We start from the raw sequence: 26,741 nt of genomic DNA, 5'->3' as shown, positions 1-26,741 counted from the left end.
AACCCCTCGCTGTCGAGAACACGTACCCTCGCCCCGTCACCCGCCCGCGCCCGCCCCTCCGGCCACCCCGCCCGCCCCGCCGGTCACCCCGCCCGCCCCGCCGGTCACCCCGCCCGCCCCTCCGGTCACCCCGCCCGCTCCGCGGAGCCCCGCCTCGGTGACGGCCCGCTCCACCCGGTCGGGCGACCACGCGCCGGCGTGCCTCGTGAACAGCGTCCTCCCCTTGAATGCCCGCCCCGAGAGCTCCGCCGGCATGTCGGGCCAGCGCGCCACGAAGCTCCCCTTCGGCGCCCCCTTGCGCGCGGCGACCCACGACGGGGCCCCGCCCTCGTTCGTGAACCAGTCGATCACACGGTCGACGTCCTGGGCCGCCTCGAGCCGGCCGATGAGCTTCGTGCTCGTGTTGCCGAAGACGTTGTAGTCCACCGAGCGAGGGCTCTGGGTGCAGAGCAGGCAGCCCACGCCGTACTTCCTGCCCTGCGTGAAGAGCCGGATGAGCGGCTGCTTGGCGGGCGGCTTGCTGCCGCCGGCCGGGATCCAGTCGCGCGCCTCGTCGATGTAGAAGAGCAGGTTGACCCCGCCGCCGGTGCTCGCGTCGACCGTCGTGATCATCCAGCGGTAGAGCTCGGTCGCGAGCGCCGCGAGGAAGAAGTGCTTCTCGTCGTCGTTGCTGAGCGCGTTCAGGTAAACGATGTTGAGCGGGACGCGCCCGGGCTTCGAAGGCCGGAGCAGCTCGGTGAAGTCGAGGCGCGTCCCCCCCGTGAACAGCCGCGCGGAGGGGCCCTGCACGAACGTGTTGAGCCGGCGCGCGAGCCGCTCGCGCTCCGACTTGCGGATCAAGGTATCCGCCTCGTCGATGCCCAGGTCCTCCGGGGCGGTGACGGCGGCCACGATGTCTCTCAGCCGGACCGGCGCCGCGCGCGGCAGCTGCCGCAGCACCTGGTAGAGGAACGTCCGCTGCGACTCCTCCTCGCCGCCGCACGCGCACAGGCTGACGAGGTTGGCCGCCACGGCCACGAGCAGGCCCTCCTCCTCCTCGGCGCGGAGCGCGGGGTTCGCGATGTGCGAGAGCTCGCTCGCGCTCGGGAGCCGCAGCGGGTCCAGGCAGAGCCGGAGGCCGTGCGACGACCCCGGCGTGAGGATGCGCGGCTCCACCCGCTCCTTTAGCTCCTCCCACGCGCGGCGCAGCTCCGCCGGCATGTCCGCGCGCGGGCGCGCCTCCATCATCTGGACGAGATCGCCCTGCGGATCGATCGCCAGCACGGGGACGCCGGCGCGCAGCGCCTCCTCCGCGATGACCTTGGCCATCCAGGTCTTGCCGCTCCCCGCCGCGCCGACGACCGAGACGTGCGTCCGCAGCACCGCGGGATCCATGCAGACGGGCGCGCCTTCATCGTCGAACCCGAGCAGCATGCCGGTGACGTTCGCGGTCCGGCCCTCCGGCGGCCTTGCGCCCGCGTCGCCCGCCGTGGGCATCGAGCGCTCACCACCGGGCGGCGCCTCCTCCGCTGGCCTCGCGCGCGCAGCGCCCGGCGGCGCCTTCCGCCCACCGCTCGGCGACCCCTCCGCCGCTCTCGCGCGCGCACCGCTCGGCGCCGCCTCCGCCGGCTCCTTCTGCCCACCGCTCGGCGGCCCCTCCGCCGCCTTCGCGCGCTCACCGCCCGGCGGCCCCTTCTGTCCACGGCTCGACGGCCCCTCCGCCGCCTTCGCACGCCCGCCGCCCCGCGGCGCCTCCTGCCCCAGGCCCGCCCCCGCCGCCGGCCGCGGGCGCTCGGCGGGCGGCTTCACCACCGCCAGCGCCTCTTCGAGCTCGGGATCCTCATCCACCATCGGCTCGTCCGCCTCCGGCTCGCCACCCGCCGACTCCTCCGCCACCGGCGCGCCGGCCGCGGCCCGCTCGCGCCCCTCCGGCGCGCCGCCGCCGCCGCGGGGGGTCGCCTCGAGCGCCGTCCAGCGCCGGTCCCACGCGCCCCTGTCCTTGTGGCCGAGCTCCGCGACGCAGGCCCCGGAGCGCTCGTGCTTGCAGCCGTCGCAGTACGCGCGATCGCCCGGCGGCAGCAGCCCCCCGGCGCCCAGCGCGTGGTCGGACCAGGCCACCATGCTGGCGATGAGCTCGTGGACCTTGCCGCGCTTCGCCTCCACCTCCTCCCAGCGCGCCTCCCGGACGCTGCGCGTGGGGTGCAGGTAGAAGACCGCCACGTCCGGCCGGGTGCCGTGCTGGTGGTGGTGCATCAGCGCGTACGTGAAGACCTGGAACAGATCGCTGTTCGGGGAGGTCGCGGGCGTGAGCTTGTAGTCGACGATGCGGTGCTTCCCGAGCCGCGGATCGAAGTACACGTAATCGATCGCCCCGGTCACGTGGACGTGGACGTCCTCCCCCACGTGGAACGTCACGTCGACCCGCTTGCGCGAGTCCCCGAAGAGCTGACCCCGCAGCTCCGCCGCGGGCAGGCCGGCCGCCCTCGCGTGCACCGCGAGCCGCGCGAGCTCCTCCATGTACACCTGCACCGCGGAGATGAACCCGAGCCGCAGCGGCACCGGGCGCGCCGCGAGCGCGTCGAGGTCGAGGCAGGAGGCGTTGAACCAGCGCATCAGCGCCTGCTGGAGGCCGGCCACATCGCGGGCGGCCTCCAGCGCCGACAGCACCTCGTCCGAGCTCGCCGCGGCGGCGTTGAAGCGCTCCACCGCGGTGTGGAACAGCGCGCCGCAGCCGGGCGTCTCGCCGCCCTTGCGCCAGATGCGGCTCACGACCTTCCGCCCGTCGCGCCGCTCGGCCGTGGCGCGCGTGTCGAACCAGTGCAGCCTCGGGCACGTCGCCGCGACGCGGAGCTGGGTCACGTTGACGTGGACGAGCCTCACTTCTTGCCCCGCAGCTGCACGAAGAGGTCGTCGTCCGTCGCCGTCGCGTGGACGTGGCCCTCGTCATGGAGCGCCTGCGCCGTCTTCTTGATGTGCGCCCAGACCTCCGGGAAGCGCCTCTCCGAGAGCTTCTTCCTGCTCGCGAAGATCTGCGCGAGCTCCTTCGTCATCATGCCGAGGCGCCACGACAGCTCGGCCATGATGTGCTCCCGCGTCTGCTGCGGAGCCCACTCCGGGGGCGGCGCCGTGTCCGTGCCGCTCTTCACGATCTCCTCGGTGAGCAGCTCGCGCAGCAGCGGGTGCGCGAGCAGGAGGCTCTGGCGCTGGAAGGAAGCGATCACCTCGGTCTCCGTCACCTTGCGGTACTGCCCGCGCGGGTGCTCGATCTCGAGGTCCTGGCTCCTCGCGGCGCCGAGGAGCCCCACCAGCGAGTCGAGCTCCGCGTGCCCGGCGAAGTCGAGGTGCAGGTGGAGGAAGCGCTGGCGGCCGAGCTTGCAGAGCGCGTCGTACGCGGCCTTGCCGGCGCCCCCGAGGCGCAGCGGCCGGCGCTCCTCGTCGGTGACCAGGATGCGCTTGTCCGTGTGCTTCGTGTCGTCCGCCATGCGCTGGAGCGGCAGCCGCGCGCCGTGCCCGCTCGGCGCGCAGAGGAAGGTCACGCCCGTCGTCACGATCACGCCGTCCGCGCGCTTCTCCTTGGCGAGGAGGTGATACGCCGGGGTCTTGCCCCGCCTCCTGGCGGTGAGGTGCTCGACGCCGAGGAGCGTCGAGCCGCCCTGGCCGGCGCACCTGGAGAGCAGGTGGTGCGTCAGGCTCGCGAGGTTGTCCTCGTCGGGCGGCAGCGACGCCTGCTGCAGCCGGCGGCGGTTCTTGCCTTCCTCGAGCTTCTTTCGCACCTCGGCGTCGATGACGTCCTCGAGCTTCTCCACGTGCGGCTTCGGCTCGCTGCCGGGGCCGGGCCACTCCCGGAGCCAGCGCTTGCCGCCGACGGCCGCGAGCCGGTCCTGCTGCGCTTCCCAGCGGTCGCGCGCCCAGAGGATCGCGTCGCGCGGCCGGAGCTCCTGCACGTCCTGGAGGCGGTGCGCGAGCCACCCGCTGCCGAGCGGGAACAGCTTGTCGAGCTTGCGCGCGGCGATGACCTCCTCGATCTCCTTCTCCTCGAAGCCCGAGAGCGCGGCGTCGAGCCGCCCCTCGAGGATGGCGCGGGCTTCCTCGGGCGAGATCATGTGCAGCTCGAGGATGCGCTCCGCGATCCGGTCCCACGCGGCCGCCGGGATCACCTCGCCGGTGCGCAGGGAGAGCATGGACTGCTTCACGCCGGAGACGATCACGACGAGGTGCTTTGCCCGGTCGAGCAGCGCGTGCGCGTACGACATCAGGGCGCGCACGGCGTCCGGATCGAGGTTGTCGACCTGGTCGAGGCAGAGCACGAGCGGGAGCTCGGCGAGCGCGCACAGGTGCGCGAGGACGTGGAGGACGCGCTCCACGGCGGCGTCGTCCGCGAGGGCGAGGCCGTCGTCGCCGGCGGCCTGGTCGAGCAGGCGCGCCTCGTCGGGCCCGAGCGTCTCGCCGGAGAGCCAGAGCACCGCCGCGTCGGCGCGCTTCTCGGCGCTGGCGTCGCCGAGGCTCGCGTGCGACGTCCCGGTGAGGAACGCGTTGAGCACGGGGACGACGGCGTTCTGCGGGTCGATCTTGGCGCCGAGCCGGGTGAGGGCCTCCTTGCGCGCCTCGATCTCCTTGGGGCCGGTCATCATCTTGCGGCCCTTGAGCGAGCCCGTCTTGATGAGGGCGCGGTTGAGGATGGTGTAGAGGCGCGACTGCGTGTAGTCGCTCCCGCGGTGGCCTGCGAGGTCGCTGACGGTCGCGTTGAGCACGTACCGGAGCATCCGCTCGGGCGAGGCGAGGATGTTGTGCAGGTAGACGACCGTGGCCTTGTCCTCGCCGGCCCACTGGAACAGGCGCGCGAGCAGGTGGCTCTTGCCGACGCCGGGCGCGCCGATGAGCAGCGCGCCGATGCTGACTGGCTCCTTCGCGGCGTCCTGCACGACGCGCGTGAGCCTGTTGAAGGCGTTCTTGTGGATCGACTCGACCGTGGCCTCGCTGCTCCCGACGTCGGTGATGCGGTGGCTGCGGAACGGGTTGGTGCCCCGGACCGCCGCGAGGAAGCGCTCGAACGTCGGCTCCTCGCTGCTCATGCGTCGTGCCTCCGCGCCACGTAGACGAGCAGGTTGCCGGCCTCCATGATGCCGGCCTCGCGCTCGGCGTCGGCCATCTGGTGGTGGCGGCCGTCGGACGGATCGAGCGAGTAGCGCCGCTGGCGCCGGAGGGCGGCGAGCTCGGCGTCGAAGACGGCGCGCGGGACGTCGGGGAGCGCCGCGCGGAGGGCGCGGAGGGTGACGTAGTTGTGGCCGCCGGCGTCGCGGTCGAGGGCGGTGAAGGCGGCGTCGAAGCGATCGGCGAACGAGACGGCCGGGGCGGCAGCGGGGGCGGGAGGGGCGTCGCGGGAGGGGCCGGGGGGCGGCTGGGCGGCGCCATTCGAGGTGGAGGCGCGGGCGCCGTTCGAGCCAGAGGCGCGGGCGCCGTTGGACGCCACGTCCGGTGCGCCATGGGAGGCCGTGTCGCGGGCGCCGTTCGAGGCCGTGTCGCGGGCGCCACGGGAGGCCGTGTCGTGGGCACCGTTGGCGGCCGCGTCGCGGGCGCCGTTGGCGGTCGCGGCGGGGAGCGCCGTCGCGCCGGCGGCCGGGAGGACGGCGTCTGCGATGAAGAAGAACAGCGGTTTCTTGCCGATCAGGACGCCGACGGTCCGGGGGGCCCGGCGCTCGGCGATGCGCTGCTCGAGCGCCGCCCTGAAGGCGCGGCTCAGGGCAGGCAGGAGGCCCTTGGGGAGCTGCGCCAGCTCGACCGCGGGCGCGTCGGCCTTGCGCGCTGACTGGAGCTGCAGCTCCAGGAGCCGATCGGACCGCGCGACTGCCTCCAGGTCCTCCGCGAGCAGCACGAGCGTGGAGCCGGGCGCTGGCTTCTTCTTGCCACCCCCGACGGGGGAGAGCAGCACGCGCCCCTTGGCGTCCTTGTGACTCAGCGCCTTGCTCGTCTCCGCGGGCTTCTCACCGGTCAGCTCCGCGAGCCGCTCGAGCGTCGGCGGGTACGACGCGCCGCCGAGCTGCCGCTGCGACTCGAGGACCCCGATGAGCCTCGGCACCGGCGAGGGCGGCGGCTCCTTCTTGCGCGGCGCGGTCTTCGGCCTCGCGGTGGCCTTCGCCTTCGGCGCGGCGGCCTTCTTCGGCTCCTCGGCGCTGCTCTTGCTGGCCGCCGTGGACTTCGTTGTCGTCGCCCGCGCGCGCGGGCTCGATGCGCTCTTCTTGTTCGTGACCCACCTCCCGAGCGACCGAGATTACCCGGGCGTCCCGTCATGGGAAGGGGCTCCGCGGCGCCGCGCCGCCGCCGAGGGCGAGGGCGAGGGCGAGGGCGAGGGCGAGGTCCTCGCGTGTCGCCGGCTCAGGGCGATGGAGGTGTAAGGCCCCGGCACACTCCGCGACGAAAGCGGGCTCGTCCGTGGAAGCGCCACGGCGTGCAAGGAATGCAGGCCGCCCGACTCACGCATCGTTCACCTCCTCGCGGCGCCCGAGCGGGCTTGCCCGCGATCCGCGCAGCCGGTCCGGGCGCGAGCCGAAAGGGTGGTCCCTGACGCTCGCCCGGTGCCGGCTTCATGTGCTGCTTCTGAGCTTGTGCAAGATGACGGTGTTGCCTTCGGTGTCTTGCATGATCGCCATGCGGCACACCGGCGATTGCACATCGTCGGCCATGAACTTCACGCCTTCGCTCTTGAGTCGCGCGACGAGCATGTCCAGGTCTTCGACCTCGAACGCGATGCTCGCGCCGCCCGGAGCGGCGGCCGACTTCGGATCGGGATGATTGAACAACGCCAGACAGCCGCCGCCCGGCAGGTCATATTCCGTCCACACACCGTTGTCCGAGTGGGTGCCCACGCGCAGGCCGAGCGTGCCCTCGTAAAAAGCGCGCGCGTCGTGTCCTTCACCGGAAACATCGTGAACGCCACTTTCTTCAGCATGCACCCCTCCAGCGCGCCGCGGACCGGCAGGATACCCACAGCCAGGTTACCGGCGCCACGTCGTAGAATATACCAGATGGCGACGCCAACCAAGGTCAGCCACCGCCGCCGTGGCGAATACCATCCTTGCGGGCGGCAACGACATCGCATCACGATGGTTGATGCCCGCGCCGGCGGTGGGGCGCGCACACCCCACCGTCTTGGTGCCTGGCTCCGGCCTGGCATGGCGCTCATTACCACCAGACCGATGAAAACATCACGCCAACGACAAATATTCTCACACGAGTTTCTCCCCCTCCCAGTAAGCGCCTGTCGTTCATTGCGCCGATCGGCGCAGCTCGATGAACAAATCGTGACGAGGAGCGACGATTTCTCCATTCGTCTCTTCTCGTCGATCCAGGGTGGCGCATGATGCGGTGATGGATTAGAGGCGTTCGCCGATGCACAACCGCTCTGACCAGTTCGCGAAGAGCTTGCTGCGCGACGGGCTGAGCCTCGTCTCGGCGGCGGAGACCGAGGTCGAGGTCCTGGCGGCGACGCAGAAGATCGACGTCTACAGCGTGCCTGATCCAGCTCGGGAGGCCGAGCGCGCCGGCATGGGCCTGCTCGGCGAGCTCTCGGCGGAGCCAAGCCTGTTCGAGCCGTTCCACCGCACGCCGAGCCTTCGTCAGGTCCGGCAGTGCCTGCGCAAGCAGCTGACGTGGCACCACGAGCTCGAACGCCGCGCCCGCGCTGCAGCCGGCTTTGGCGCGCCGGACGCGGATGCCGACGCGCCGCCGCAGCCGCCGGTGCACTTTCCGGCGCTGGTCGTCATCAGCCCCGGGCGCCCTGAGACGGTGCTCGACGGCTACCGGTGCGAGCCGGCGCAACCAGGCGTCTACCACGCCGTGCCGAACCTGGTGATGCGCGTCGTGGTGCTCGCGGAGCTGCCCCGGACGCGTGCCACACTGCTTCTGCGGCTGCTCGGCTCGGGCCGCCGCTTTCGTGAGGCGCTGGCGGATCTGGCGGCGCTGCCGGGCGATGCCTGGGAGAAGAGCATCGCCACGCCGCTGCTGGTACACTTCCGGCTCCGAACCCAGGAGCCGACGACCAACGAGGAGGACGAGGTGAGCGCAGAGATCCGGGCGTGGTTCGAGGACTACGAGCAGAAGCTTCGGGCCGAGGCGCGCACCGAAGAGGCGGCGCGTGCCGTGCTCATCGCGCTCCGGGGTCGCGGCATCGCCGTACCGGACGCCGCGCGGGAGCGCATCCTGGCCGAGAAGGATCCGGAGACTCTCGAGCGATGGCTTGAGCGGGCGGTCGTCGCCGCGTCGCTCGCCGAGGTGCTCGACGGCCTGAGCTGACCCATGCCGGCGAGAACGGGCTGCCCAGCTCGCCAGGCTTCAGCAATGGCTTCCCTGGTGCTCGGTATCCCGGCGGGCGTACAGCCACGCCCCCTTCACATCGTCGAGGGTGTCTGCCGACGGCAGCGGGACACGCGCCAGCCAGCGAGGCTGCTTACACCAGAGCGCCGGCGAGACGGATTGGCAACGGGATCGCCGGGTCGGAGGCAGGCACCTCCAGCGCGGCATTCGACGGGAAGGAGGACGAGGTGAGCGCAGAGATCCGGGCGTGGTTCGAGGACTACGAGCAGAAGCTTCGGGCCGAGGCGCGGAAGGAAGGCCTCAACGAAGGGCGCGCCGAGGAGGCCGCGCGTGCCGTGCTCATCGCGCTCCGGGGTCGCGGCATCGCCGTGTCGGACGACGCGCGAGAGCGCATCCTGGCCGAGAAGGATCCGGAGACTCTCGAGCGATGGCTTGAGCGGGCCGTCGTCGCCGCGTCGCTCGCCGAGGTGCTCGACGGCCTGAGCTGAGCCATGCCGGCGAGAACGGGCTACCCAGCTCGCCAGGCTTCAGCGATGGCTTCCCTGGTGCTCGGCATCACGGCGGGCGAGAAGGTCGCGCAAGGCCGTCACACGTCGCACGCGCCGTCTTGACGGCCGTCTTGACGGACGAGCGCACCGGCGCATTCTGGCAGCCATGTCGCCACGCCGCGCGCCCATCGCTCCGCTCGCCTTGCTCACCTCCCTCCTCCTCGCCGCCCCCGCCGCGGCGGCCGTCGTGCCGGTCGGCACCACCGATGAGCTCGTCGCCGCGATCGGCGCGGCCAAGGCTGGCGACGAGATCGTCCTCGCCTCGGGCACCTACGCCTTCGACGGCGTCTCCTGCGCGGCCGCAGGCACCGAGGCCGCGCCGATCGTCGTGCGCGCCGCCGAGCCGCTCGGCGCGATCCTCGAGATGTCGGGCGTCGAAGGCTTCAAGGTCAGCGGCCCGAACTGGCGCTTCGAAGACCTCGACATCCGCGGCGTCTGCGCCGACGACTCGGACTGCGAGCATGCCTTCCACGTGTTCGGCGCCGCGAGCCGCTTCACCCTCCGCCGCTCGAAGGTGCGGGACTTCAACGCCCAGCTCAAGATCAACGCCGCGGAGGTGGATGGCGTCTGGACGGCCCCGGACGACGGGCTGATCGAGCGATCGGAGCTGTTCGACACCCACCCGCGCAGGACCAGCAGGCCCGTCACCAAGATCAACATCGACGGCGGCAAGCGCTGGACCGTGCGCGACAGCTACCTGCACGACTTCCAGAAAGACGGCGGCGACACCGTCAGCTACGCCGCGTTCATGAAGAGCGGCGGCTCGGACGGGCTCTTCGAGCGCAACCTCGTCGTCTGCACCACCGCCGGCTCGCCGGACGGCGTGCGCATCGGGCTGTCGTTCGGCGGCGGCGGCACGGGGGCGCAGTACTGCGCCCCGGCCTACGACCCCGACGTGCCCTGCGAGGTCGAGCACACCGGCGGGACGATGCGGAACAACATCATCGCGAGCTGCTCGGACGTCGGGATCTATCTGAACCGCGCGACGGACACGCGGCTTCATTTCAATACGCTGATCGCGACGAGCGGGATCGACTTCCGCTTCGCGACGACCAGCGGCGTCGCGCGCGGCAACGTGCTCACGGGCAAGATCCGCGACCGCGACGGGGGCACGCACCAGGAGAGTGACAACCTGGCCGAGGTAGGACTCGCGACGTTTCAAACGTGGTACGAGAATCCAGGTCTCGGCGACCTGCACCTCAAAGGGGATGTGGCGTCGCTCGTCGGCCAGGCGCCCGCCGAGGCCGCAGTGACCGACGACTACTGCGCGCGCGGGCGGCCGGGCAGCGGGAGCTTCACGCTCGGCGCGCTCGAGCATTCGCTCGGCGACTGCGCGACGGTGCCACCGCCGGGGCCCTCCGGCGAAGGGGGCGCGGGCGGCGGCGCCACCGGCTCGGGCGGGATGGGCAGCGGCACCGGATCCGCGGGTGGGATGGGCAGCGGCACCGGGTCCGCAGGCGGGGGTGAGGCGGGCGGCACAGGCGACGCGGGCGCGGGCGCAGGCAGCGGCACCGGCGCGGACGGCGCGGACGGCGACGCCTCCGGTGACGGCGAGGGCTGCGGCTGCCGCGTCGCGGGCGTCGGCGGGGATGACACCCTTGGCCTCCTGACGGCGGTCCTCGCCGCGTTCGCCCTCCGGCGACGACAGGCCTCCTCATCGCGGAGCGACGCCAGTTAGGTGGAGAGGGGCGGGTACGATCCACCCGGGCTCGCGGTGAACCGCGCCCGGCGTGTGAATACCCCTTGCGGCGCGGGTCGGCCATACTGCGCAGCATGACGAAGGGAAGCTGCCCATGAGGACCACGCGCTGTATCCGCGGCAGCGACCATGCGCTGGTGCAGCGGATCACGCACGTCGCCTACGGTGCCGACACGCACGACCAGTCCCTGCCCGACGGCTGCTGGGACCTGGTGTTCATGAAGCGCCGGGGCCGGCTGCAGGTGCTGCATACCGGTCTGATCACGCACCCGGTGACGCTGGGCTATGAGACCGGCGACGAGTACCTGAGCATCGCCTTCCGGCCAGGCGTGTTCATGCCGGGGGTGCCGGCGATGGGCATGCTGGACCAGGGCGTCCTGCGCCCGCTGGCGAACCCGCGCTCGTTCCTGCTCGGGCCGCAAACCTTCGAGGTGCCCGACTTCGAGAACGCGGACGATCTGGTGGCACGCCTCACCGGGGCCGGCCTGCTGGTGGCGGACCCGGTGGTGTCCCGCGTGCTGCAAGGCGATCGCGCCGGCACCAGCCTGCGCTCGGTGCAGCGCCGGTTCCTGAGCGCGACCGGTCTCACGGCGAAGCAGCTGTCACAGATCCACCGTGCGCAGGCGGCGCTGCAGCAGCTGATGCACGGCGATGCGCCGGCCGACGTGGCTGCCGCCTGCGGCTACGCCGACCAGGCGCACCTGGGCAATTCGCTGAAGCGGATCATGGGCAGGACGCCCGGCGAAGTGGCGCGGGCTGCGGCCCGGCCCAGGCCTGGGCGCTGAGGCCCCCAGACGGCCCGTCGAGGCCAGAGTCTGTCGTTTTCTTCCAAGACCAGGACCACCCCGGTGGATACGGTGACGCTGCCGGCTCGCACCGGCGATATCGACCAACCCGAGGTCCCCATGCACCGCGACTCCGAGATCCACCCTTTCCGCATCGACATTCCGCAAGCCGACATCGACGACCTGCGCGAACGCCTGGCGCGCACGCGCTGGCCGGCGCAACTCCCGGGCGGCGACTGGGTGAGGGGCGTGCCGGTGGCCTACCTGCAGCGGCTGGCCGCGCACTGGCAGCACCAGTACGACTGGCGACGCTGCGAGGCCCACCTGAACAGCCGCCCGCAGTTCACCACCCGGATCGATGGTCAGACGATCCACTTCGTGCACCTGCGCTCGCCCGAGCCGGACGCGCAGCCCCTGTTGTTGCTGCACGGCTGGCCCGGCAGCTTTGCCGAGTTCGACCGCGTGGTGGACGCGCTGTCCGACCCGCGCCGCCACGGCGGCGACCCCTCGCAGGCTTTCCACCTGGTGATCCCGTCGATCCCGGGTCACGGGTTCTCGATGCCGCTGGCCGACGCCGGCTGGAACCACGGCCGTTGCGCCCGTGCGTTGGCGGAGCTGATGCAGCGCCTGGGCTACACACGCTACGGCGTGCAAGGCGGCGACGTGGGCGCGTTCATCGCGGTGGAGCTGGGGCGTATCGACAGCGAGCATGTCAGAGGCCTGCACTGCAATGCGCTGGTGACGTTTCCATCCGGCGACCCCGCCGAGCTGGAAGGCCTGACTCCCTCGGAGCAGCAGCGCCTCGCCCGGCTGCAGAACTTCCGCGACCGGATGATGGGCTTCGCGCACATCCAGGGCACGCGGCCGCAGACGCTCAGCTACGGGCTTCACGATTCGCCGGTGGGCCAGCTGGCCTGGATCGTCGAGAAGTTCAAGGAGTGGACCGATCCCGCGGCGGCGCTGCCGGAGGATGCGGTGGGCCTGGACGCGCTGCTGGACAACGTGAGCCTGTACTGGTTCACCGGCACCAGCGGCCCCTCGGCCAACCTGTACTATGAAGCCTTCAACGACCCATCCGCCTGGGCGCCCAGGCCGCGCGGCACCGTGCCCATGGCCGTGGCCGTGTCGCTGACGCAGGACGTGGCGGTGCGCCGGCTGGCCGAACGCGACAACAACATCGTGCGCTGGACCGAGCTGGCGCGCGGCGGGCACTTCCTGGCGACGGAGACGCCCACGGCGCTGGCCGCCGATCTGCGGGAGTTCTTCGGTTCGCTGTCCTAGAGCCAGCCTGTTGATGCCGGCGCGCCCGTCGAACTTGACACAGTGTAAACTACGCCCCATGTTGACACCATGTCAAGCAAGGACGGGGAGACCCGTGCTGTGATCCTCGAGGCCGCGCGCCGGCTGATGACCGAGCCGGGGCGTCGCGGCGTCTCGATGGCGGAGATCGCGTCGGCGGCCGGGGTGTCGCGCCAGGCGGTCTATCTTCACTTCGAGACCAGGACCCAGCTCTTGGTCGCGCTGGTGCGTCACGTCGACGAGGTGCACGGGTTCGCCGACCTGCTCCGAAAGTGCGAGCGCGCCCCCGACGCGCGCGCGGTCCTCTCCGAGTTCATCGGTGCGTGGGCGGACTACGTCGCCCACATCACCGACGTGGCGCGGGCGATGCGGGCGGCACGGGCCACGGACGAGGACGCGGAGCTCGCGTGGCGCGACCGCATGCGCGGCTTCACGGGCGTCTGCGCGGGCTTCGTGGCGCGGCTTCACGCCGAAGGCGCGCTGGCCGACGGATGGTCGGCGTCGGATGCGGCGGACTTCTTGGCCACCCTCCTGTCGATCGGGAACTGGCAGGAGCTCATCGAGGAGCGGAGCTGGTCCCGGCCGCGCTACGTCCGCGCGCTGCGTCGGACCGTGGAGCAGAGCCTGCTCAGGCCGATGGAGATCAAGACGGCACCGAGGAGGCGCTCGTGAGCGGCGCGCAGCCGGAGCTCTTGGCGCAGGGCTCGGTGGAGATCCGCCGGCCCCTGCACGAGACGTTCGCGTATGTGTCCAACATGGAGAACTTCCCGGCCTGGTTCCCGGGCGTCGCAGCCATGCGCGAGCTCGACACGCTGGAGCACGGGCAGGTCGGCAAGCGCTACCGGGAGACCGTGCACATGCCCTTCGGGCGCACCGGCACGATCGACATCGAGGTGAAGGAGGCGCGCGTCGGGGAGCGTCTGCTGACCGAAGGAGAGGGCTTCCTCTTGCCGCGCATGAGCGTGGACTTCGCGGCGCTCTCCGACGACTCGACGCGCGTCGAGTGGCGCATGGTCAGCCGCAATCAGCGATGGTGGTTTCGCTGGCTCGTGGTCCCACTCCTGCGCCGCGTGATGCGCGGCCGAGCGCGCGACGGGCTGCGTGAGCTGCGCGAGAACCTGGAGCGCGAGCCGTCGTGAATGGTGCCGACGTTCGAGCGCACCTCGGCGTAGCGGCCTCGCAGTGAGCCTCTCCTCTCTGTCGTGATGCACGAGTGTCTTCGAGAGCTGTCTCTGCCACTCGCGCAGCGGCTCTATCGAGCGCGCCGCGATGGCGCTGAAACACCCGCTCGAGTGCTCTCTGAGCTCAGTCCTCGCTCGCGGGCAGAGGCGGCGGCGGCGGCAGCGCGCGGGGGGGCTCGATGCTCGTCGGCTCCGCCCTGCATTCGATGGTGCGGCCCTCACAACCACAGACGTTCCCGCCCAGATCCTCGTAGACCGCCACGGAGACCTCATCGACGTACCTCACGATGTCGAGCGGCTCGCACGTGAAGGTCGTCGACGCGATCTGCACCGTCGCGCCGAGGTTGTAGATGCCGGCCGCGGCGCTCCGCTCGATCGCGCTGTCCCGGACAACGACGTTCGCCTGACCCGTCTCGTTGTTGTAGGCGAGGATGCCGCAGCCGTTCATGCCGTCGGGCGTGGGCCCCACGGTGTCCGCGATCGTGGTCGACTCGACGGTCGCGTCCGAGTCGCTGAGGAAGACGCCGACGTTGCTGTTCCGCTCGATCAGGACGTTGTGCAGGCGCACGCTCCCGCGCTCACCGAGGTCGGGCACCGACTGGACGTTGACGCCCCGGCCGAACTCCTGGCTCGGCAGCGGCCTCGTGTCGCGCACCACGGTCGCGTCCAGGTCCGCGTCGGCCCCGAAGACGGCGATCCCGGTCCCGTAACTGCCCTCCACCGCGCTGCCGCGCACCCGGACGCTCGCGCGCCGCTGCTCGTGCGCGATCTCGATCCCGGCGCCGTAGTCCGGCGCGCCGAGCACGACCTCCCGCACGAGGAGGCCATCGATCTCGGCGTCAGAGCCGTTGACGACAACACCCCTCTCGCGGCTCCGCTCGACGAGGACGTGCCGGAGCGCCACGCGGGAGGGACGCCCGTCGACGTGGCTCGACTCGGCGTAAAGGCCCATGCCGTGGACCGGATCGCCCTCGCCGGCCCCCGCGCCCGTGTCGCGTACGACCGTCGCCTCGATGGTCGCCTCCCCGCCGATCACCGCGATGGCGGCGGTGTGGTTCCGCTCCAGGGCGCTGCCCCGGACCGTGAGGGTCCCCGGATCGAAGCCCGGGATGTGGGTCGCCGCGAGCCCGGTGCCCGGCAGGTCCTCCGCGAGCCAGGCGACGTCGCGGACGACGCTGTCCTCGACGACACCGTCCGCCCCGGAGAACCTGATCCCGATCCCCCCGACGCGCTCGATGACGACGGCTCGCGCCGTCACGCTCGCCCGGCGCTCGTACGACTCGACCTGCATCCCCATCGCATGGCCGTAGAACGGGTGCTCCCGGTCCCCGGTGGCGCGATCGACGTCGCGCAGAACCGTGCCCTCCAGCGTCACGGCGGCGTCCGCCACGACCATGCCCGCGCCCGTGGTGCGCTCCACGAGCGCCCCGCGCACGGTCAGGCTCGCTCCGGAGTCCACGCCTGCGGCGAGGAGGCCGACGTCGCTCGTGTCATGGATCCAGACCCGCTCGACGACGACATCGCGCGCGTTCGCCACCCCGAGGCCGATGCCCTGCCCGCGGACAGCGAGGTCGTGGATCTCCGTGGCGCTCGCGCCCCTGTCGACCTGGACGGCGATCGTCGCGGGCGGCCCGACGATCTCGACGAGCGCGGGGCACCGGCCCCAGAGCCGCACGGGCTGCCCCGAGATCAGCAGCTCTTCGGCGTAGCTGCCCTCCGCGATCGCGATCAAGGCGCCCTCGCCCGCGCTGTCGATCGCGTCCTGGATCGTCGTCCACGGCCTGGCCTCCGTGCCGTCGCTGTCCGTCCCGGCGTAGGCCGCATCGACGAACTCGGTCGTCTCATCGATCGGCGCGCCGCCCCACGGGCCCGCCCCGCACGGCGCGACGTCACGCCACGCCGCCTCGCCGGGGACGGCCATCTGACCTGGCGGGCCCGCCTCCGCCGGCAGGACGGGCACGCAGCCCTGCGCGCCGTCGGGCGCGAAGCCGCTCCCGCACCGCGCGGGCGGGACCCCCGCCGGCTCGCAGCCCGCGCCGGTCTCCACCGCGCCCGGCGGGCACGGGAACGTGGGCCCGGCGTCCGTCCCCACCTCTTCCTTCGGCTCAAGGGGCTGCGCGCACGCCGCGAGCAGGGTGAGCGGCAGGAGAGAGAGGGCGAGTCGGTCTTGGCGCATGGAGCTTCGGTGCCTCGCGGGAACGATACGGTATCCCCCGGCGGCCTGCGCGCGCATGTTGAGCGAACCCTCGCTCAGTTGCGCGACGATCTGCGCAACGCGGGCCGCTTCCTCTGGATGCCGCCCGCGCGCTGGCCAGCGCTCCGCCGGTCCCGGGCCGCGGTCGTGAGCTCGGGCAGCGCGGTACGCGCGTTGCTTTAACAACCACCGACCGCCGACCGCCGACCGCGAGCCTCGGGGCCGGAGCGGCGCCGCGAGGCACGCTCGCTGTCCAGCTCGACGCTCACGGGGCGTCCCAGGCGACCTGTCGCCTGGACCTCAAAGGCTCTTCGGATCGAATCCGAGAGGGCGCGCGCGGTCGTTCCCAAATCATCGGGAGCGACAGCGCGCGCCGATACGTAGTCACCGTCTGAAGGAGATTGCCATGTTGAAGATCCAGAATACCGAGTCGACGTTCGAGATGCAGACGACCGCCGGCGCGCCCGACGTCGTCGACACGAAGGCCGGCGTGCAGCGCCTCGAGCTCACCCTCAAGAAGATCAGCGAGAAGAGCAACGAGACGCTCCAGTGCCTGCCCCTGAGCTCCGCCTGCTCGAGCGGGTGCTTCTCCTCGCTCAGCTCGATCAACGCCGCGTCGAGCTCGTCTTTCGACAGCCTCGACGAGGGGCAGCTCGAGAGCGTCATTCGCATGCACGACAAGGCGCTCGACGTGATGGGCCAGGACGGCCTCGTCTCGGCCGCCATCGCCAAGGGCGTCGAGCTCGGCGTCGACAAGAAGTGAAGCCGTAGGCGCACCCCGGGCGGCCTGGACGCGCGTCGCGCGTCCGGGCTCCCGGGGCGCCGCCCGCCCCGTTGCCCGCCCCGTTGAAGGAGTCGCCACCATGTCGGAGATCTCGCTCATCGAGCGCCTCGCGCCGCTCATCGACGAGCGCTGCGGGATCGTGCGCCGCGTCCGCCGGTTCATCTTTCCCCCCGGCTTCGAGGGGCAGATGCACGGCTTCACCGCGTTCCTCGGCAGGGCCGCGGCGCTCCACCCGGGCCCGTGCCGCGTGGGCTCGAAGCTCGGGTCGCTCACCGGCTCCGGCACGGCCGTCGACGAGACCACGGCCCAGATCCGGGCCGTCTGCGAGGCCCTCGAGCGCTACTGCGGCGTCATGTACCCGACCGAGGGGGTGCTGCGCGCGACGCCGCGCTCGCTCGGCGACCGCGCGCTCGACCCCGCGCGGCTGCCGCGCTGCTCTGCGCGCGAGCGGGCCCGCGCGCCGTCGGCCTTCCGCCTGCGCGAGCCCGATCCGGATCGCGACGAGCTCTGGGTACGCGGCTTCTCGCTCACCCGCGAGCGCCCGATCTGGGTGCCGCTCACGGCGACGTACATGGGGTTGCCGCTGCCGATCCGCGAGCACGCGCTCTTCCCGCTCTCGACGGGGTTCGCGGCGGGCGCGAGCTTCCGGCAGGCGATCCTCTCCGGCCTCTGCGAGGTGATCGAGCGCGACAGCCTCGCGCTGCTCTGGCTGCACCAGCTCCGGATGCCGCGCATCGCGCCCGGGAGCGCGCGGAGCCCGCTCCTCGCGGAGCTCCTCCGCAGCGCCGAGGCCGCGGGCACCGAGACGACGCTCCTCGATCTCACGACCGACGTCGGCGTCCCCGTGATCGGCGCCGTGCAGACGTGCGCGCACAGCGCGCCGCACGCGATCGCGATGGCCGCCTGCCGCCCCGACGGCGAGGCCGCGGCGGCGCGCGTCCTCGAAGAGGTGGGGAGCCTGCGGGTGGCGCTGAGCGAGCCCGCCCCGCCCGTCACGCGGGCGGCGTTCTTCACCGACGCCGATCAGACGCCCGAGTCGTTCGGGCGCCTCTACGCGGGGCCCGACGGGCCGGCGCGGTTCGCGTTCGCCACGCGCGAGGCGCCGGTCGCGACCGCGTTCCCCCGGCCGATCGAGGGCGACGACCCGCTCGCGGCGATCGTCGCGCGGCTCGCCGCGCTCGGCATGGAGACGGTCGCGGTCGACGTGACGATGCCCGAGGTCCGCGACTTCGGGATCGTCGTCGTGAAGGTGATCGTGCCCGAGCTCCAGCCCATCAGCTTCACCCACCACGCGCGGTACCTCGCGCACCCCCGCCTGTACGACGCGCCGGAGCGGCTCGGGTACGGCGCTCGCACAGAGGAGTCGATCACCGATGATCCGATCCCGTTCGCCTGAGGAGACCCCGGCCCCGGAGCGTGCCGCCAGCGCGCCCGCGGTGCACGTCATCCGTGACGGAAAGCTCGGCGCCCGCTGCGCGGAGCTCCTGGCCGGCGCGGGGGCGCGGGTCACGACGTCGGCGCTGGGCACGGGCGCGCCGGAATTGCCGCCCGACGCGGTGATCGTCCTCGCCACCGATCGCCCCCGGCCCGCGGCGGCGCTCGCGCTCGACGCGGCGGCGTTCGCGGCGCGGATCCCCTGGACGTCGGGCACCCTGCTCGCGCACGAGCTCCGGATCGGGCCGTCGATCGTCCCCGGCCGCACGCCGTGCTTCGCCTGCTTCTCGCGGCGCGTGCGCTCGGTCGCGCTGGACCTCGAGGCGCACGACGCCCTCGAGGCGCTCGGGGCGTCGGGCGACCTTCGCCCCTGGTTCCAGGGCGAGCTCGCGGCCGTCACCGAGCAGGCCGCGGCGCTGCTCGCCGCCGAGGCGCTCGCGCTCGTCAAGGAGCGCGGCGCGCCGGAGCCGCCCCGCGCCGGAGCCGCGCGCCTGGGGCGCTTCTGGGAGTGCGACGTCACGTCGGGCGGGCTCCGCGCGCGGCGCTTCGCCCGGGTCGGGCTGTGCGCGCGGTGCGCCGCCGGCGAGCACGCGGCGGGGCGCGAGGCGTCGCTCGCGCGCTACTTCGCCGAGCAACCGCTCGCGCTCGCCGGCTCTTCCGGCGTGGGAGGTGACCGATGAGCCGCTCCGATGACGCCTACGAGGCCCGCGATCTCAGCCGCTTCGCCGAGCTTTACTGGGAGCTCCGCTGCCCGGAGCGCCCACGCTTCGTCGAGGACCTCCTCCGCGTGGCGCTCCCGGGCGGGGATCTCCACGTCCTCGGCGGCGAGGCGCAGGTCATCCAGGGAGCGTCGCTCCCGTGGGTGATGGAGAACCTCGTGCCGCTGCTCGACGGGACGCGCACCGTCGGCGACGTCGAGGCCGCGTTTCCGGGCATCGCCGCCTCCGACCTGCGGGACGCGATCCACCTGATGCACATGCACGGCATGCTCGAGGAGGGCGAGGGCGAGGGCGCCGCGGCTGACGAGGCCGGGGAGCCGCGCCGGGCGCAGCGCGCTTTCTTCAGCAGGTACCTCCGCCGGACCGGGCGCAACCGCAGCCGGGGGGAAGCGCAGCGGGCGCTCGAAGGCGCGCGCGTGCGCGCGCTCGGGGACGAGGGCGAGCCGCTCGCGGGGATGCTCGTGGCGATGCTCCGCGAGGCGGGCGTCGCCGACGTCCGGCTCGCCGCGAGCGCCGGGGAGCTCGCGCGGGGCGAGGTCGATCTGGCCGTGGCGATCGGCGACCAGGCGGCGCTCGAGGCGGCGGCGCGCGCGTGCATCGCGGCGCGCGTCCCGATGCTCGCGGCGAACCCCGGCACGTGGACGATCGGACCGCTCACGATCCCAGGGGCCTCCGCGTGCCCGGCGTGCGTCCGGCTCCAGATCGCCCCCGCCGCGGCGGATCCGGCGCTCGAGGACGCCGCGCAGCGCGCGCTCTGGGGGCGCGCGCTCGTGAGCCGGGTCGCGCAGCACGCGATCTTCCACGCGAGCGGGCTCCTCGCGGTGACCCCGCTGGAGCACGTCGAGGTGTGGCGGCCCGGCGCCGGCGAGACGGCGCTCCACGTCTTCATGACCAGGCTGCCCAGCTGCCCGCTCTGCGGCGGCGACGCGCCGCCGCGGACGGCGACGCTCCCGTCCGGCCACGCGGAGAGCCGCGCGCGGATGTTCCACAACACGACGGTCGTCCAGCCGTGGCACATCGGCCAGCACGCGGGCATGCAGGCGCACATCAGCCCGGAGGTGCGGAAGCTGCAGAGCGCGCCGGCCGCGCCGTCGCCGCGGCGGCTCCCGGAGGGCGCCGGCACGCAGGTCGCGACGCCGGTCGCCACGCCGGTCGCCACGTCGATCGGCGCCGCGTTCGGCGCGCCCGCGGGGATCGCGCTGTCGCGCCGGCGCGACGCGACGGGGACGCTCGACGCGGGGGCGCTCGGCGCGCTGCTCGAGCTGAGCTTCGGCGGGCGCGTCGAGCGCCGCGCCGAGGGCGAGGCGCACGTGCGTCGCACCACGGCCTCGGCCGGGAACCTCGGCTCGGCGGAGGCGTACGTCGCGGTGGCGCGGGTCGCCGGGATCGCGACGGGCGTCCACCGGTTCGAGCTCGCCGCGCGAGGGCTCACGCCGCTCCGCGGCGGCGTGGCCGCGGGCGCCCTCGCGCGCGCCGCGCTCGCGGGCGGGAGCGCCGAGCACGCCGCGGCCGTGGAGTCCGCGGGCGCCGTGATCGTCGTCGTCGGCTCGGTCGCGCGAGCCTGCTCCAAGTACTACGCGCGCGGGTACACCTACGCGCTGCTCGACGCCGGGCTGATGGCCCACCGCGTGGAGCTCCTCGCCCAGGAGCTCGGCCTCGCGGCGACGACGGTCTGGGCGTTCGACGACGAGGCCGTCGCCCGCGTCGTCGGCGTCGATGGCATCGATCTCGCACCGCACCTGCTCATCGCGCTCAGGGGCGCGGCCACGGAGGCTCGCGATGTCTCTCGCTGATCGGAGGATCTCGTCCACGCTCGCCGCGGCGACCCAGCCCCTGCGCGGGGTCGCCGAGCTCGCCCTCGCGAGCCGCTACCCCGGGTCGCGGCCGTCGCCCGAGCCGGCGCTGCCCGCGCCGTCGCCGCTGCCCGGGGACGCGGCGCGCGCCCTCTCGCTGCCCGCGCCGCGCGCGCTCGAGCCGGTCCAGCGCTCGCTCGCGTCGGTCATCGCCGCGCGGCGGAGCGGGAGGCTGGCGGCGGGAGCCCTCGACGCGACGACGCTCGGGACGCTGCTCGCGGCCGCCGCGGCGCGGCCGGCGGCCCTCGCGGACGCGACGCTCGATCCGCTGCTGTTCCCGGTGGTCTTCGACGTCGACGGCGTGCCGCCCGGCGCGCACCGGTACGACCGCGGCGAGCACCGCCTCGCGCCGATCGGCCCGGCGCCGCGCGAGCGAATGGCCGAGACGGCGATCCTCCAGCACGAGCACGCCACGGGCGCGGCGGTGCTCTTCCTGGTGGTCCCGATCGGGCGGTGGCTCGCGGCGTTCGGCGATCGCGGCTACCGGGGCGCGGCGTTCGCGGCGGGGTGGCTCACCGACCGCCTCTACCTCGTCGCGGAGACGCTCGGGCTCACCTACACGGCGACCGGCGGCTTCGCCCCCGCGGTCGTCGACGAGGTCCTCGGGCTCGACGGCCGCGATCACACGGCGTTCTTCGCGTTCACTGTCGGAGGGCACCGCCACCCGACGTCCCGGGAGGCGCCGCGCGGCGGGCAGCCGCGATGAGCCGCGGGCTCCAGATCGCGCCGTGGGGCGCGCTGCGCGTCGCGGGGATGCCGGCCGACGCGCTGGTCGGGCTCCGCCTCCGCGAGGGCCCCGCGGTCGAGCGCGAGCTCGCCGCGGCCGAGCTCGCGCTCGCTGCCGCGCGGGCGGAGGCGGCGGCGAGCCTCTTCGACGTCGTGCACGGGTGCGAGGACGAGGCGCTGCGCCGCGCGGCGCTCGAGGCCAAGCGGCGGCTGTTCAACGGAAGAGCCGTGGCGCCCGGCGCGCTCGACGGCGCGAGGACCGCGCCGCCGGAGACGGCGCGCGCCGCGCTCGCGCTCGTCGACGCGCGCGCGGCCCGGTGCGCCGCGCTGGAGGAGCGCTACGAGGCGACGTTCGCCGCGGAGTGGATCGCCGCGTCGGAGCGCTTCCGGCAGGCGCTCGGGAGCCCGCGCCTGCTCGGGGGGATCCTGCTCTCGAGCGCCGACCACTGGACCACGGCGCAGAAGCTCGCGGAGATCCCGGGCGGCGCGCCGCTCACCTCGGCGCAGCAGATCCGCGAGGCCACGATCGCGCGCTACGTCTTCCGCGCGGCGGCGCGGACGACGCCCTTCGCGGGCTTCGCGGGCGTCGCGCTGCTCGACCTCTCCGCCTCGCCCACAGGCGCGGACGACGCGCCGCGAGCGCCGGCGGCGGCGCGGTGGCGCAGCCTGCCGCAGCTCGCGCTCGCGCGCGCCGGGGAGCTCGTCGCGCGCGCCATGTCCTCTCATCCGGCGGCTCACGCCCACGCGCGCGCGCGCCTGCCGCTCCGGGTGAACCCGCTCCGGCGCTTCGCGGCGGGCGCCGCGCCGTCGGTCGTCTTCTCGCGCGCCGGGTCGGGCGAGCTGATGTCGCTCGGGTGGACCCCCGCCGTCGCCCGCCTCGTCGAGGGCGCCGAGGGGCGCACGCTCGAGGAAGCCGCCCGGGCGCTCGCGTCGGACGACGCCGACGAGCGAGCCTGCCGCGACGTCCTCGAGCAGCTCATCGAGGCGGGCATGCTCGAGCCGGCGAGCGTCCCGGTGGGGCCGACCCCCGCGGCGCTCCGCGCCGCAGCGGACGCCCTGGGCGAGATCGGGTGCGCGGGCGCGCCGGACGAGCTCCGATCGGCCGCGCGGCGCCTCGAGGACTACGCGACCGCCGACGTCGGCACGCGCGCGCGCCTCGCCGCCGAGCTCGGCCGCGGCCCTGGGCGCTCGTCCTTGCTCGAGGATGTCATGGTCGACGGCGCCCTCGGCGCGGAGCTCCCCCTCCCCCGCGGGGCGCTCGCCGCGGCGCTCGAGCCGGTCGCGCGCTTCGTGCGCGCGAGCGCCTGCGGGGCCGCGCACCGCCGCCTCTGCGCGGCCTTCGTCGAGCGGTTCGGTCGTGACGGCGTGTGCGACGACGTCGGCGGCTTCGTGACCGAGATCCTCGAGGACCCGCGGCGCGTCGCGCGCGTCCGCGGCGCTTCCGAGCCGATCCGCTGGCTCGACGCGGAGCTCGGCCGCGTCGCCGCCGCGGCGACGGGCGACGTCGTGCGCCTGGATCCAGGGCTCTTCGAGGGGCTCGCCGCGCCGGACGCGCCGTCGTCGATGGCGCTCTTCCTCCAGCTCGAGCCTCCCGGCGCGCGCGACGGCGGTGAGCCGCGCGTCGTGCTCAACGGCGCGCAGGCCGGGCGCGCGAAGTACCTGTCGCGCTACCTCGCGGACGCCGCGGGGCGCGCCCCCGAGGCCCTGGAGGCGACCCGCCGCCGCCTCGCGCACGGGGACGGTCCGCTCCCTGTCGAGCTCTCGCCCACGCTCGGCCTCAACTTCCAGGTGCACCCGCGCCTCACCGAGTGGGCGCTCGAGCTCCCGTGGGAGCCCGGCGCGCCCGGCGACAAGGTCCTGCCGCTCCGCGATCTCTCCCTGCGCTTCGACGCGGCGGCGGTCGAGCTCCGGCTCCGGTCGCGGCGCCTCGGCCGCGAGATCGAGCCCATCCACCTCGGCTTCCTGCGGGACGCGGCGCTCCCCGATCCGCACTTCCTGCTGCGCGCGCTCTCGCCGCGGCTCCGCGACGACACGGTGGCGGAGCGGGCGGACCTCTACAACGTGCTCGATCGCCTCGACCTCGCCCGGGGCGTCGCGCTCGCCCCGCGGCGCCCGCGCCTCACCGTCGGTCGCGTCGTGATCGAGCGCGCGCGGTGGGCGATCCCGGTGAGCGCGGTCCCGCGCAAGGAGCCGAAGCAGCCGTACGCGTCGTACTTCCGCGCGATCGCGCGCCTGCGGCGCGAGCGCGAGATCCCGGGCCGGGGGTTCGCCCGGTACGTCGGGCAGGACGCGGCCGGGTCCGGCTTCACGGAGACGAACATGTACGTCGACTGGGAGAGCCCGTTCACGCTGATCGGGCTGGCGCGCCTGCTCGACGGCCCCGGTGACGGCAGGAGGAGCGGGTACCTCGTCTTCACCGAGCTCCTGCCGGAGCCCGAGGCGTCGTGGCTGCGCCTCGACGGGAGGCCGCACGCGGCGGAGCTGCTGGTCGAGATCGACGGCGAGAGGAGCGCGCGATGAGCTGGATCTATCGGAAACTGTTCCACAATCCGGGCCCCGAGGGCGAGGGGACGGACGCGCTCCTCCTCGGCCTCGTCGATCCGCTCGTGTCGGAGCTCGAGGAGAGCGGCGCGATCGATCGCTTCTTCTTCCTCCGGTACGCCGAGGGAGGGGACCACCTGCGGCTGCGCGTGCGCGTCGCGCCCGGGCGCGACCCCGGCCGCGTGGCGGCGCGCGTGGACGCCGCGGCGGCGCGCTGCGCCGCCGTGTCGCGCGTGGAGGCCGCCGCGTACGAGCCGGAGCTCGAGAAGCACGGGGGCCCCGTGGGGATGGAGATCGCCGAGCGGCAGTTCTTCGCGTCGAGCAGGTTCGCGCTCGGCTGCATCCGGAAGACGGCGGGGCGACCGCGGGCGCGCGCGCTCGTCGCGGCGTGCGCGCTCGACGCGTTGCTCGCGCGCGCGGGCGTCGCGGGCGACGCGCGGCGGTCGTTCCTCGCGGGGTACGCGCGGCACTGGCGCGCGTTCGGCCGCGCGATCTCGGGCGTGGAGCTCGCCTGCGCGGCGCCGGACACCGAGTCGGTCGCGCTGGTGCGCGCGCTCGTGCGGGGCGAGGGGCTCGCCGCGCTGGGCGAGCTCGTCGACGGCGAGCGCGCGCTCCTGGCCGCGTTCGACGCAGACCTGCCCGAGCTCACCGCGGCGTCGCGGCGCGGGGCGCTCGGCGCGCCGCTCGCGACCGTCGTGACCAACCTCGCCCACACGTTCCACAACCGCCTCGGGCTCACGCTCGCCTTCGAGGTGTGGGTGGCCGACGCGCTCGCCGAGGCAGGCGACCCGCGCGAGCCGCCGCCGGCTCGCTGGCCGAGCGTCTCGCCGGGCGAGGCGTGGCAGCGCCTCGCCCGCGCGGCCGAGCAGCGCCGGCCCGTCACCGCGCTGCTCGACCCCGGCGAAGGCGCCGCGCTCGACGCGCTGCTCGACCCCGACCGAGGCGCCGCCCGCCGCCACGGCGTCCGGCTCATCGCGCCCGCCGCGCCCGTCGCGCCCGTCGGCGGGATGTCCGCGCCGTTCGCGCTGCTGCGCGCGCTCGCGGACGCCCACCCGGCGGGCAGCGCGCTCCTCGCTGCCCTCGACCGCATCGAGGCCGCGCACGACGCGCCGGAGTGCCCGCTGCCGCCCGACCCGGCCTCCGTGGCCGAGGCGCTCCGCGCCTTCCTCGCGGAGCACACGCGCGAGCCCACGGTGCTCGTCCTCCGCGGCGTCGACGGCGCGGACGCCGACACGCAGCACGCCGTCGCCTTCCTCGCGCGCGCTCTCGAGACCGAGCCGCTCTCCCTCGTCCTCGCCGCGAGCGGGCGCCCGAGCCCCGGGTGGGCCGCGATCGTGGCCGAGATCGAGGACGGGCCGGGGCTCCTCCGCGTCGCGCCCCCGCCCGGGACCGCGCCCGCGCTCGCCGACGAAGCGGCCGCCCCCCCGGCGGCGCCGGGGCCCGCGGCCGTCGCGCGGGGCGAGGCGTTCTGCCGCGCCGGCGCGCTGCACGAGGCCGCCGCGATCCTCGGCGGCGCCCTGGCGTCGCCCGGCCTCTCGCCCGCGGCGCGGGCCGACGCGCTCGTGGCGCTCGCGAGGACGATGCTCCGCATGTCGCGCCCCGCCCTCGCGCGGCAGGCGGCGGAGGCGGCGCTCCGCCTCGGCCTCCCGGAGCGCCGCCGCGCGCTGGCGCGGCGCGTCCTGCTGGCCGCGCTCCACAACCTGGGTGAGACCGCCGCGCTCGACGCGCTCCGGGACGAGGTCTCCCGGGCCGCCGCCTCCGGCGCGTCCGCCGCGGAGCGCTGCTGGGCGGAGCTCGACGCCGCGCTCGCCTGCGCCACCGGCGAGCGCCGCGCCGAGCACGAGGCGCGGCTCGACGCCCTGCTCGCCGCGCCTCCCGGCGACGCACCGCCGCAGTGCCTCGCCGCCGCGCACGCCTGGCGCGGCGCCGCGCACGCGGCCCGCGGCGAGCTCGAGCGCGGCCTCGCCCACCAGCGCCGGGCGCTCGCCTTCGCCGAGGAGCTCGCCGATTTCCGCCGCGCCCTCATGGTGCGCGTGCGCCTCGCGAGCAGCGTCGCGGCCGCGGGCGAGCTCGCCGAGGCGGCGGCGCTCTTCGAGACAGCGGCCTGCCACGCGGCGTGGGTCGGCCTCTTCGACCTCGCGGCGCTCGCCGCGCAGAGCGCGATCTCGCTCGGCCTCGCGCGCCGCGACGCCGCCCCGGTCCGCGCGTGGCTCGACGACGCGCGGCCCGCGCGCGCCCGCGTGTGGCGCTCGCCCTACGGCGAGCTCGCCGTGCTCTACGCGCGCGCCGAGTCGGCCCTCGCGCGGGGCGAGGCCGGGGCGGCGGGGGCGCACCTCGACCGCCTGCGCGCGCGCCTCGCCGCGGCGGTCGTCGACGCGCGCGCCGCCCCGCAGAGCGCGCCGCTGCTCGCGCTCGCCGCGGCGCACCTCGAGGCCGACGTCGCCGCCGCCGCGGGGGACGACGCCGGCTGGTCGACGCGGCCGGCCGCGGCGGTCTTCAACGCGCGCGCGGCCGAGCTCACCGCGGGCGTACCGCCGGAGGAGCGGCGGCTCGTCGCGGCGCTCGCCCGCGCCCGGCGCGACGCCGCCCGCGACGCCGCCCGCGTCGACCGGCCGGCGGCCCTCGGTTTGCAAAGCACCTGAACGATCTCGAGTCGCGCCCGCCTCGGGCGCAGAGCGAAGGAGAAGCAC

Annotated in this window: 20 protein-coding genes; 15 read left to right on the top strand and 5 right to left on the bottom strand. The window is 74.4% G+C overall.

The window, feature by feature from the left end:
- Positions 1–36: 36 nt before the first annotated feature.
- Genes WME85_RS49115 through WME85_RS49105 form a run of 3 tightly spaced genes read right to left on the bottom strand, consistent with a single transcriptional unit; the run spans position 37 to position 6,055 of the window.
- A complete protein-coding gene (locus WME85_RS49115; RefSeq protein ID WP_437832103.1) occupies positions 37–2,859 on the bottom strand; it encodes a helicase HerA-like domain-containing protein in 2,823 nt (940 codons plus the stop codon).
- Positions 2,856–5,051 (bottom strand): hypothetical protein, encoded by a 2,196-nt coding sequence (locus tag WME85_RS49110; RefSeq protein ID WP_437832101.1) that lies wholly within the window; start codon positions 5,049–5,051, stop codon positions 2,856–2,858. Before WME85_RS49110 ends, WME85_RS49115 begins: the two co-directional genes overlap by 4 nt.
- The gene (locus WME85_RS49105; RefSeq protein ID WP_437832099.1) at positions 5,048–6,055 is read right to left on the bottom strand and encodes a hypothetical protein; all 1,008 of its coding nucleotides are present in this window, start codon (positions 6,053–6,055) and stop codon (positions 5,048–5,050) included. The genes WME85_RS49110 and WME85_RS49105 overlap by 4 nt, the downstream gene beginning before the upstream one ends.
- Between WME85_RS49105 and WME85_RS49100 the strand changes: the two genes are divergently transcribed.
- Positions 6,042–6,371: a hypothetical protein gene (locus WME85_RS49100; protein ID WP_437832096.1), complete on the top strand. Its 330-nt coding sequence runs from the start codon at positions 6,042–6,044 to the stop codon at positions 6,369–6,371. The two genes, WME85_RS49105 and WME85_RS49100, sit on opposite strands and share 14 nt — an antisense overlap.
- Before the next feature lie 189 nt (positions 6,372–6,560).
- Here the strand turns inward: WME85_RS49100 and WME85_RS49095 are convergent, their stop codons facing one another.
- A complete protein-coding gene (locus WME85_RS49095) occupies positions 6,561–6,929 on the bottom strand; it encodes a VOC family protein (RefSeq protein WP_437832094.1) in 369 nt (122 codons plus the stop codon).
- A gap of 436 nt (positions 6,930–7,365) precedes the next feature.
- On the opposite strand from WME85_RS49095, the gene WME85_RS49090 reads away from it, so the two are divergent.
- The 7 genes from WME85_RS49090 to WME85_RS49060 all read left to right on the top strand — a co-directional run bounded on the left by WME85_RS49090 (position 7,366) and on the right by WME85_RS49060 (position 13,758).
- Positions 7,366–8,268: a hypothetical protein gene (locus WME85_RS49090; RefSeq protein ID WP_437832093.1), complete on the top strand. Its 903-nt coding sequence runs from the start codon at positions 7,366–7,368 to the stop codon at positions 8,266–8,268.
- A 248-nt stretch (positions 8,269–8,516) separates the two neighbouring features.
- A complete protein-coding gene (locus tag WME85_RS49085; protein ID WP_437832091.1) occupies positions 8,517–8,777 on the top strand; it encodes a hypothetical protein in 261 nt (86 codons plus the stop codon).
- Positions 8,778–8,943: 166 nt separating this feature from the next.
- On the top strand, positions 8,944–10,515 hold the full coding sequence (locus WME85_RS49080) for an MYXO-CTERM sorting domain-containing protein (RefSeq protein WP_437832088.1): 1,572 nt from the start codon (positions 8,944–8,946) through the stop codon (positions 10,513–10,515).
- Positions 10,516–10,630: 115 nt separating this feature from the next.
- Positions 10,631–11,320 (top strand): helix-turn-helix domain-containing protein, encoded by a 690-nt coding sequence (locus tag WME85_RS49075; RefSeq protein ID WP_437832085.1) that lies wholly within the window; start codon positions 10,631–10,633, stop codon positions 11,318–11,320.
- 120 nt (positions 11,321–11,440) lie between these two features.
- A complete protein-coding gene (locus tag WME85_RS49070) occupies positions 11,441–12,601 on the top strand; it encodes an epoxide hydrolase family protein (protein WP_437842579.1) in 1,161 nt (386 codons plus the stop codon).
- A gap of 69 nt (positions 12,602–12,670) precedes the next feature.
- Positions 12,671–13,291: a TetR/AcrR family transcriptional regulator gene (locus WME85_RS49065; RefSeq protein ID WP_437832083.1), complete on the top strand. Its 621-nt coding sequence runs from the start codon at positions 12,671–12,673 to the stop codon at positions 13,289–13,291.
- A complete protein-coding gene (locus WME85_RS49060; RefSeq protein WP_437832081.1) occupies positions 13,288–13,758 on the top strand; it encodes an SRPBCC family protein in 471 nt (156 codons plus the stop codon). Before WME85_RS49065 ends, WME85_RS49060 begins: the two co-directional genes overlap by 4 nt.
- A gap of 166 nt (positions 13,759–13,924) precedes the next feature.
- Here WME85_RS49060 and WME85_RS49055 read toward each other — a convergent pair whose 3' ends face one another.
- Positions 13,925–15,976 (bottom strand): right-handed parallel beta-helix repeat-containing protein, encoded by a 2,052-nt coding sequence (locus WME85_RS49055; RefSeq protein WP_437832078.1) that lies wholly within the window; start codon positions 15,974–15,976, stop codon positions 13,925–13,927.
- A gap of 424 nt (positions 15,977–16,400) precedes the next feature.
- Between WME85_RS49055 and WME85_RS49050 the strand changes: the two genes are divergently transcribed.
- The 7 genes from WME85_RS49050 to WME85_RS49020 all read left to right on the top strand — a co-directional run bounded on the left by WME85_RS49050 (position 16,401) and on the right by WME85_RS49020 (position 26,693).
- Positions 16,401–16,757 carry a hypothetical protein gene (locus tag WME85_RS49050; RefSeq protein WP_437832075.1) on the top strand — a complete coding sequence of 119 codons (357 nt, stop codon included), beginning with the start codon at positions 16,401–16,403 and terminating at the stop codon, positions 16,755–16,757.
- 100 nt (positions 16,758–16,857) lie between these two features.
- A complete protein-coding gene (locus tag WME85_RS49045; protein WP_437832073.1) occupies positions 16,858–18,174 on the top strand; it encodes a YcaO-like family protein in 1,317 nt (438 codons plus the stop codon).
- Positions 18,152–18,892, top strand: coding sequence for a TOMM precursor leader peptide-binding protein (locus WME85_RS49040; protein WP_437832071.1), 741 nt, complete (start codon positions 18,152–18,154; stop codon positions 18,890–18,892). The genes WME85_RS49045 and WME85_RS49040 overlap by 23 nt, the downstream gene beginning before the upstream one ends.
- Positions 18,889–20,724 (top strand): SagB family peptide dehydrogenase, encoded by a 1,836-nt coding sequence (locus WME85_RS49035; RefSeq protein ID WP_437832068.1) that lies wholly within the window; start codon positions 18,889–18,891, stop codon positions 20,722–20,724. Before WME85_RS49040 ends, WME85_RS49035 begins: the two co-directional genes overlap by 4 nt.
- A complete protein-coding gene (locus WME85_RS49030) occupies positions 20,711–21,490 on the top strand; it encodes a nitroreductase family protein (protein ID WP_437832067.1) in 780 nt (259 codons plus the stop codon). The genes WME85_RS49035 and WME85_RS49030 overlap by 14 nt, the downstream gene beginning before the upstream one ends.
- A complete protein-coding gene (locus WME85_RS49025) occupies positions 21,487–24,030 on the top strand; it encodes a lantibiotic dehydratase (RefSeq protein WP_437832066.1) in 2,544 nt (847 codons plus the stop codon). The genes WME85_RS49030 and WME85_RS49025 overlap by 4 nt, the downstream gene beginning before the upstream one ends.
- Positions 24,027–26,693, top strand: a complete 2,667-nt coding sequence (locus WME85_RS49020) for a thiopeptide-type bacteriocin biosynthesis protein (RefSeq protein WP_437832063.1) — start codon at positions 24,027–24,029, stop codon at positions 26,691–26,693. The genes WME85_RS49025 and WME85_RS49020 overlap by 4 nt, the downstream gene beginning before the upstream one ends.
- Positions 26,694–26,741: the final 48 nt, after the last annotated feature.

The organism is Sorangium sp. So ce1153 (genome assembly GCF_051521595.1).
Taxonomy (GTDB): domain Bacteria; phylum Myxococcota_A; class Polyangia; order Polyangiales; family Polyangiaceae; genus Sorangium.
The sequence above is the reverse complement of the archived record's forward strand: the minus strand, read 5'-3'. Positions and strand labels throughout refer to the sequence as shown.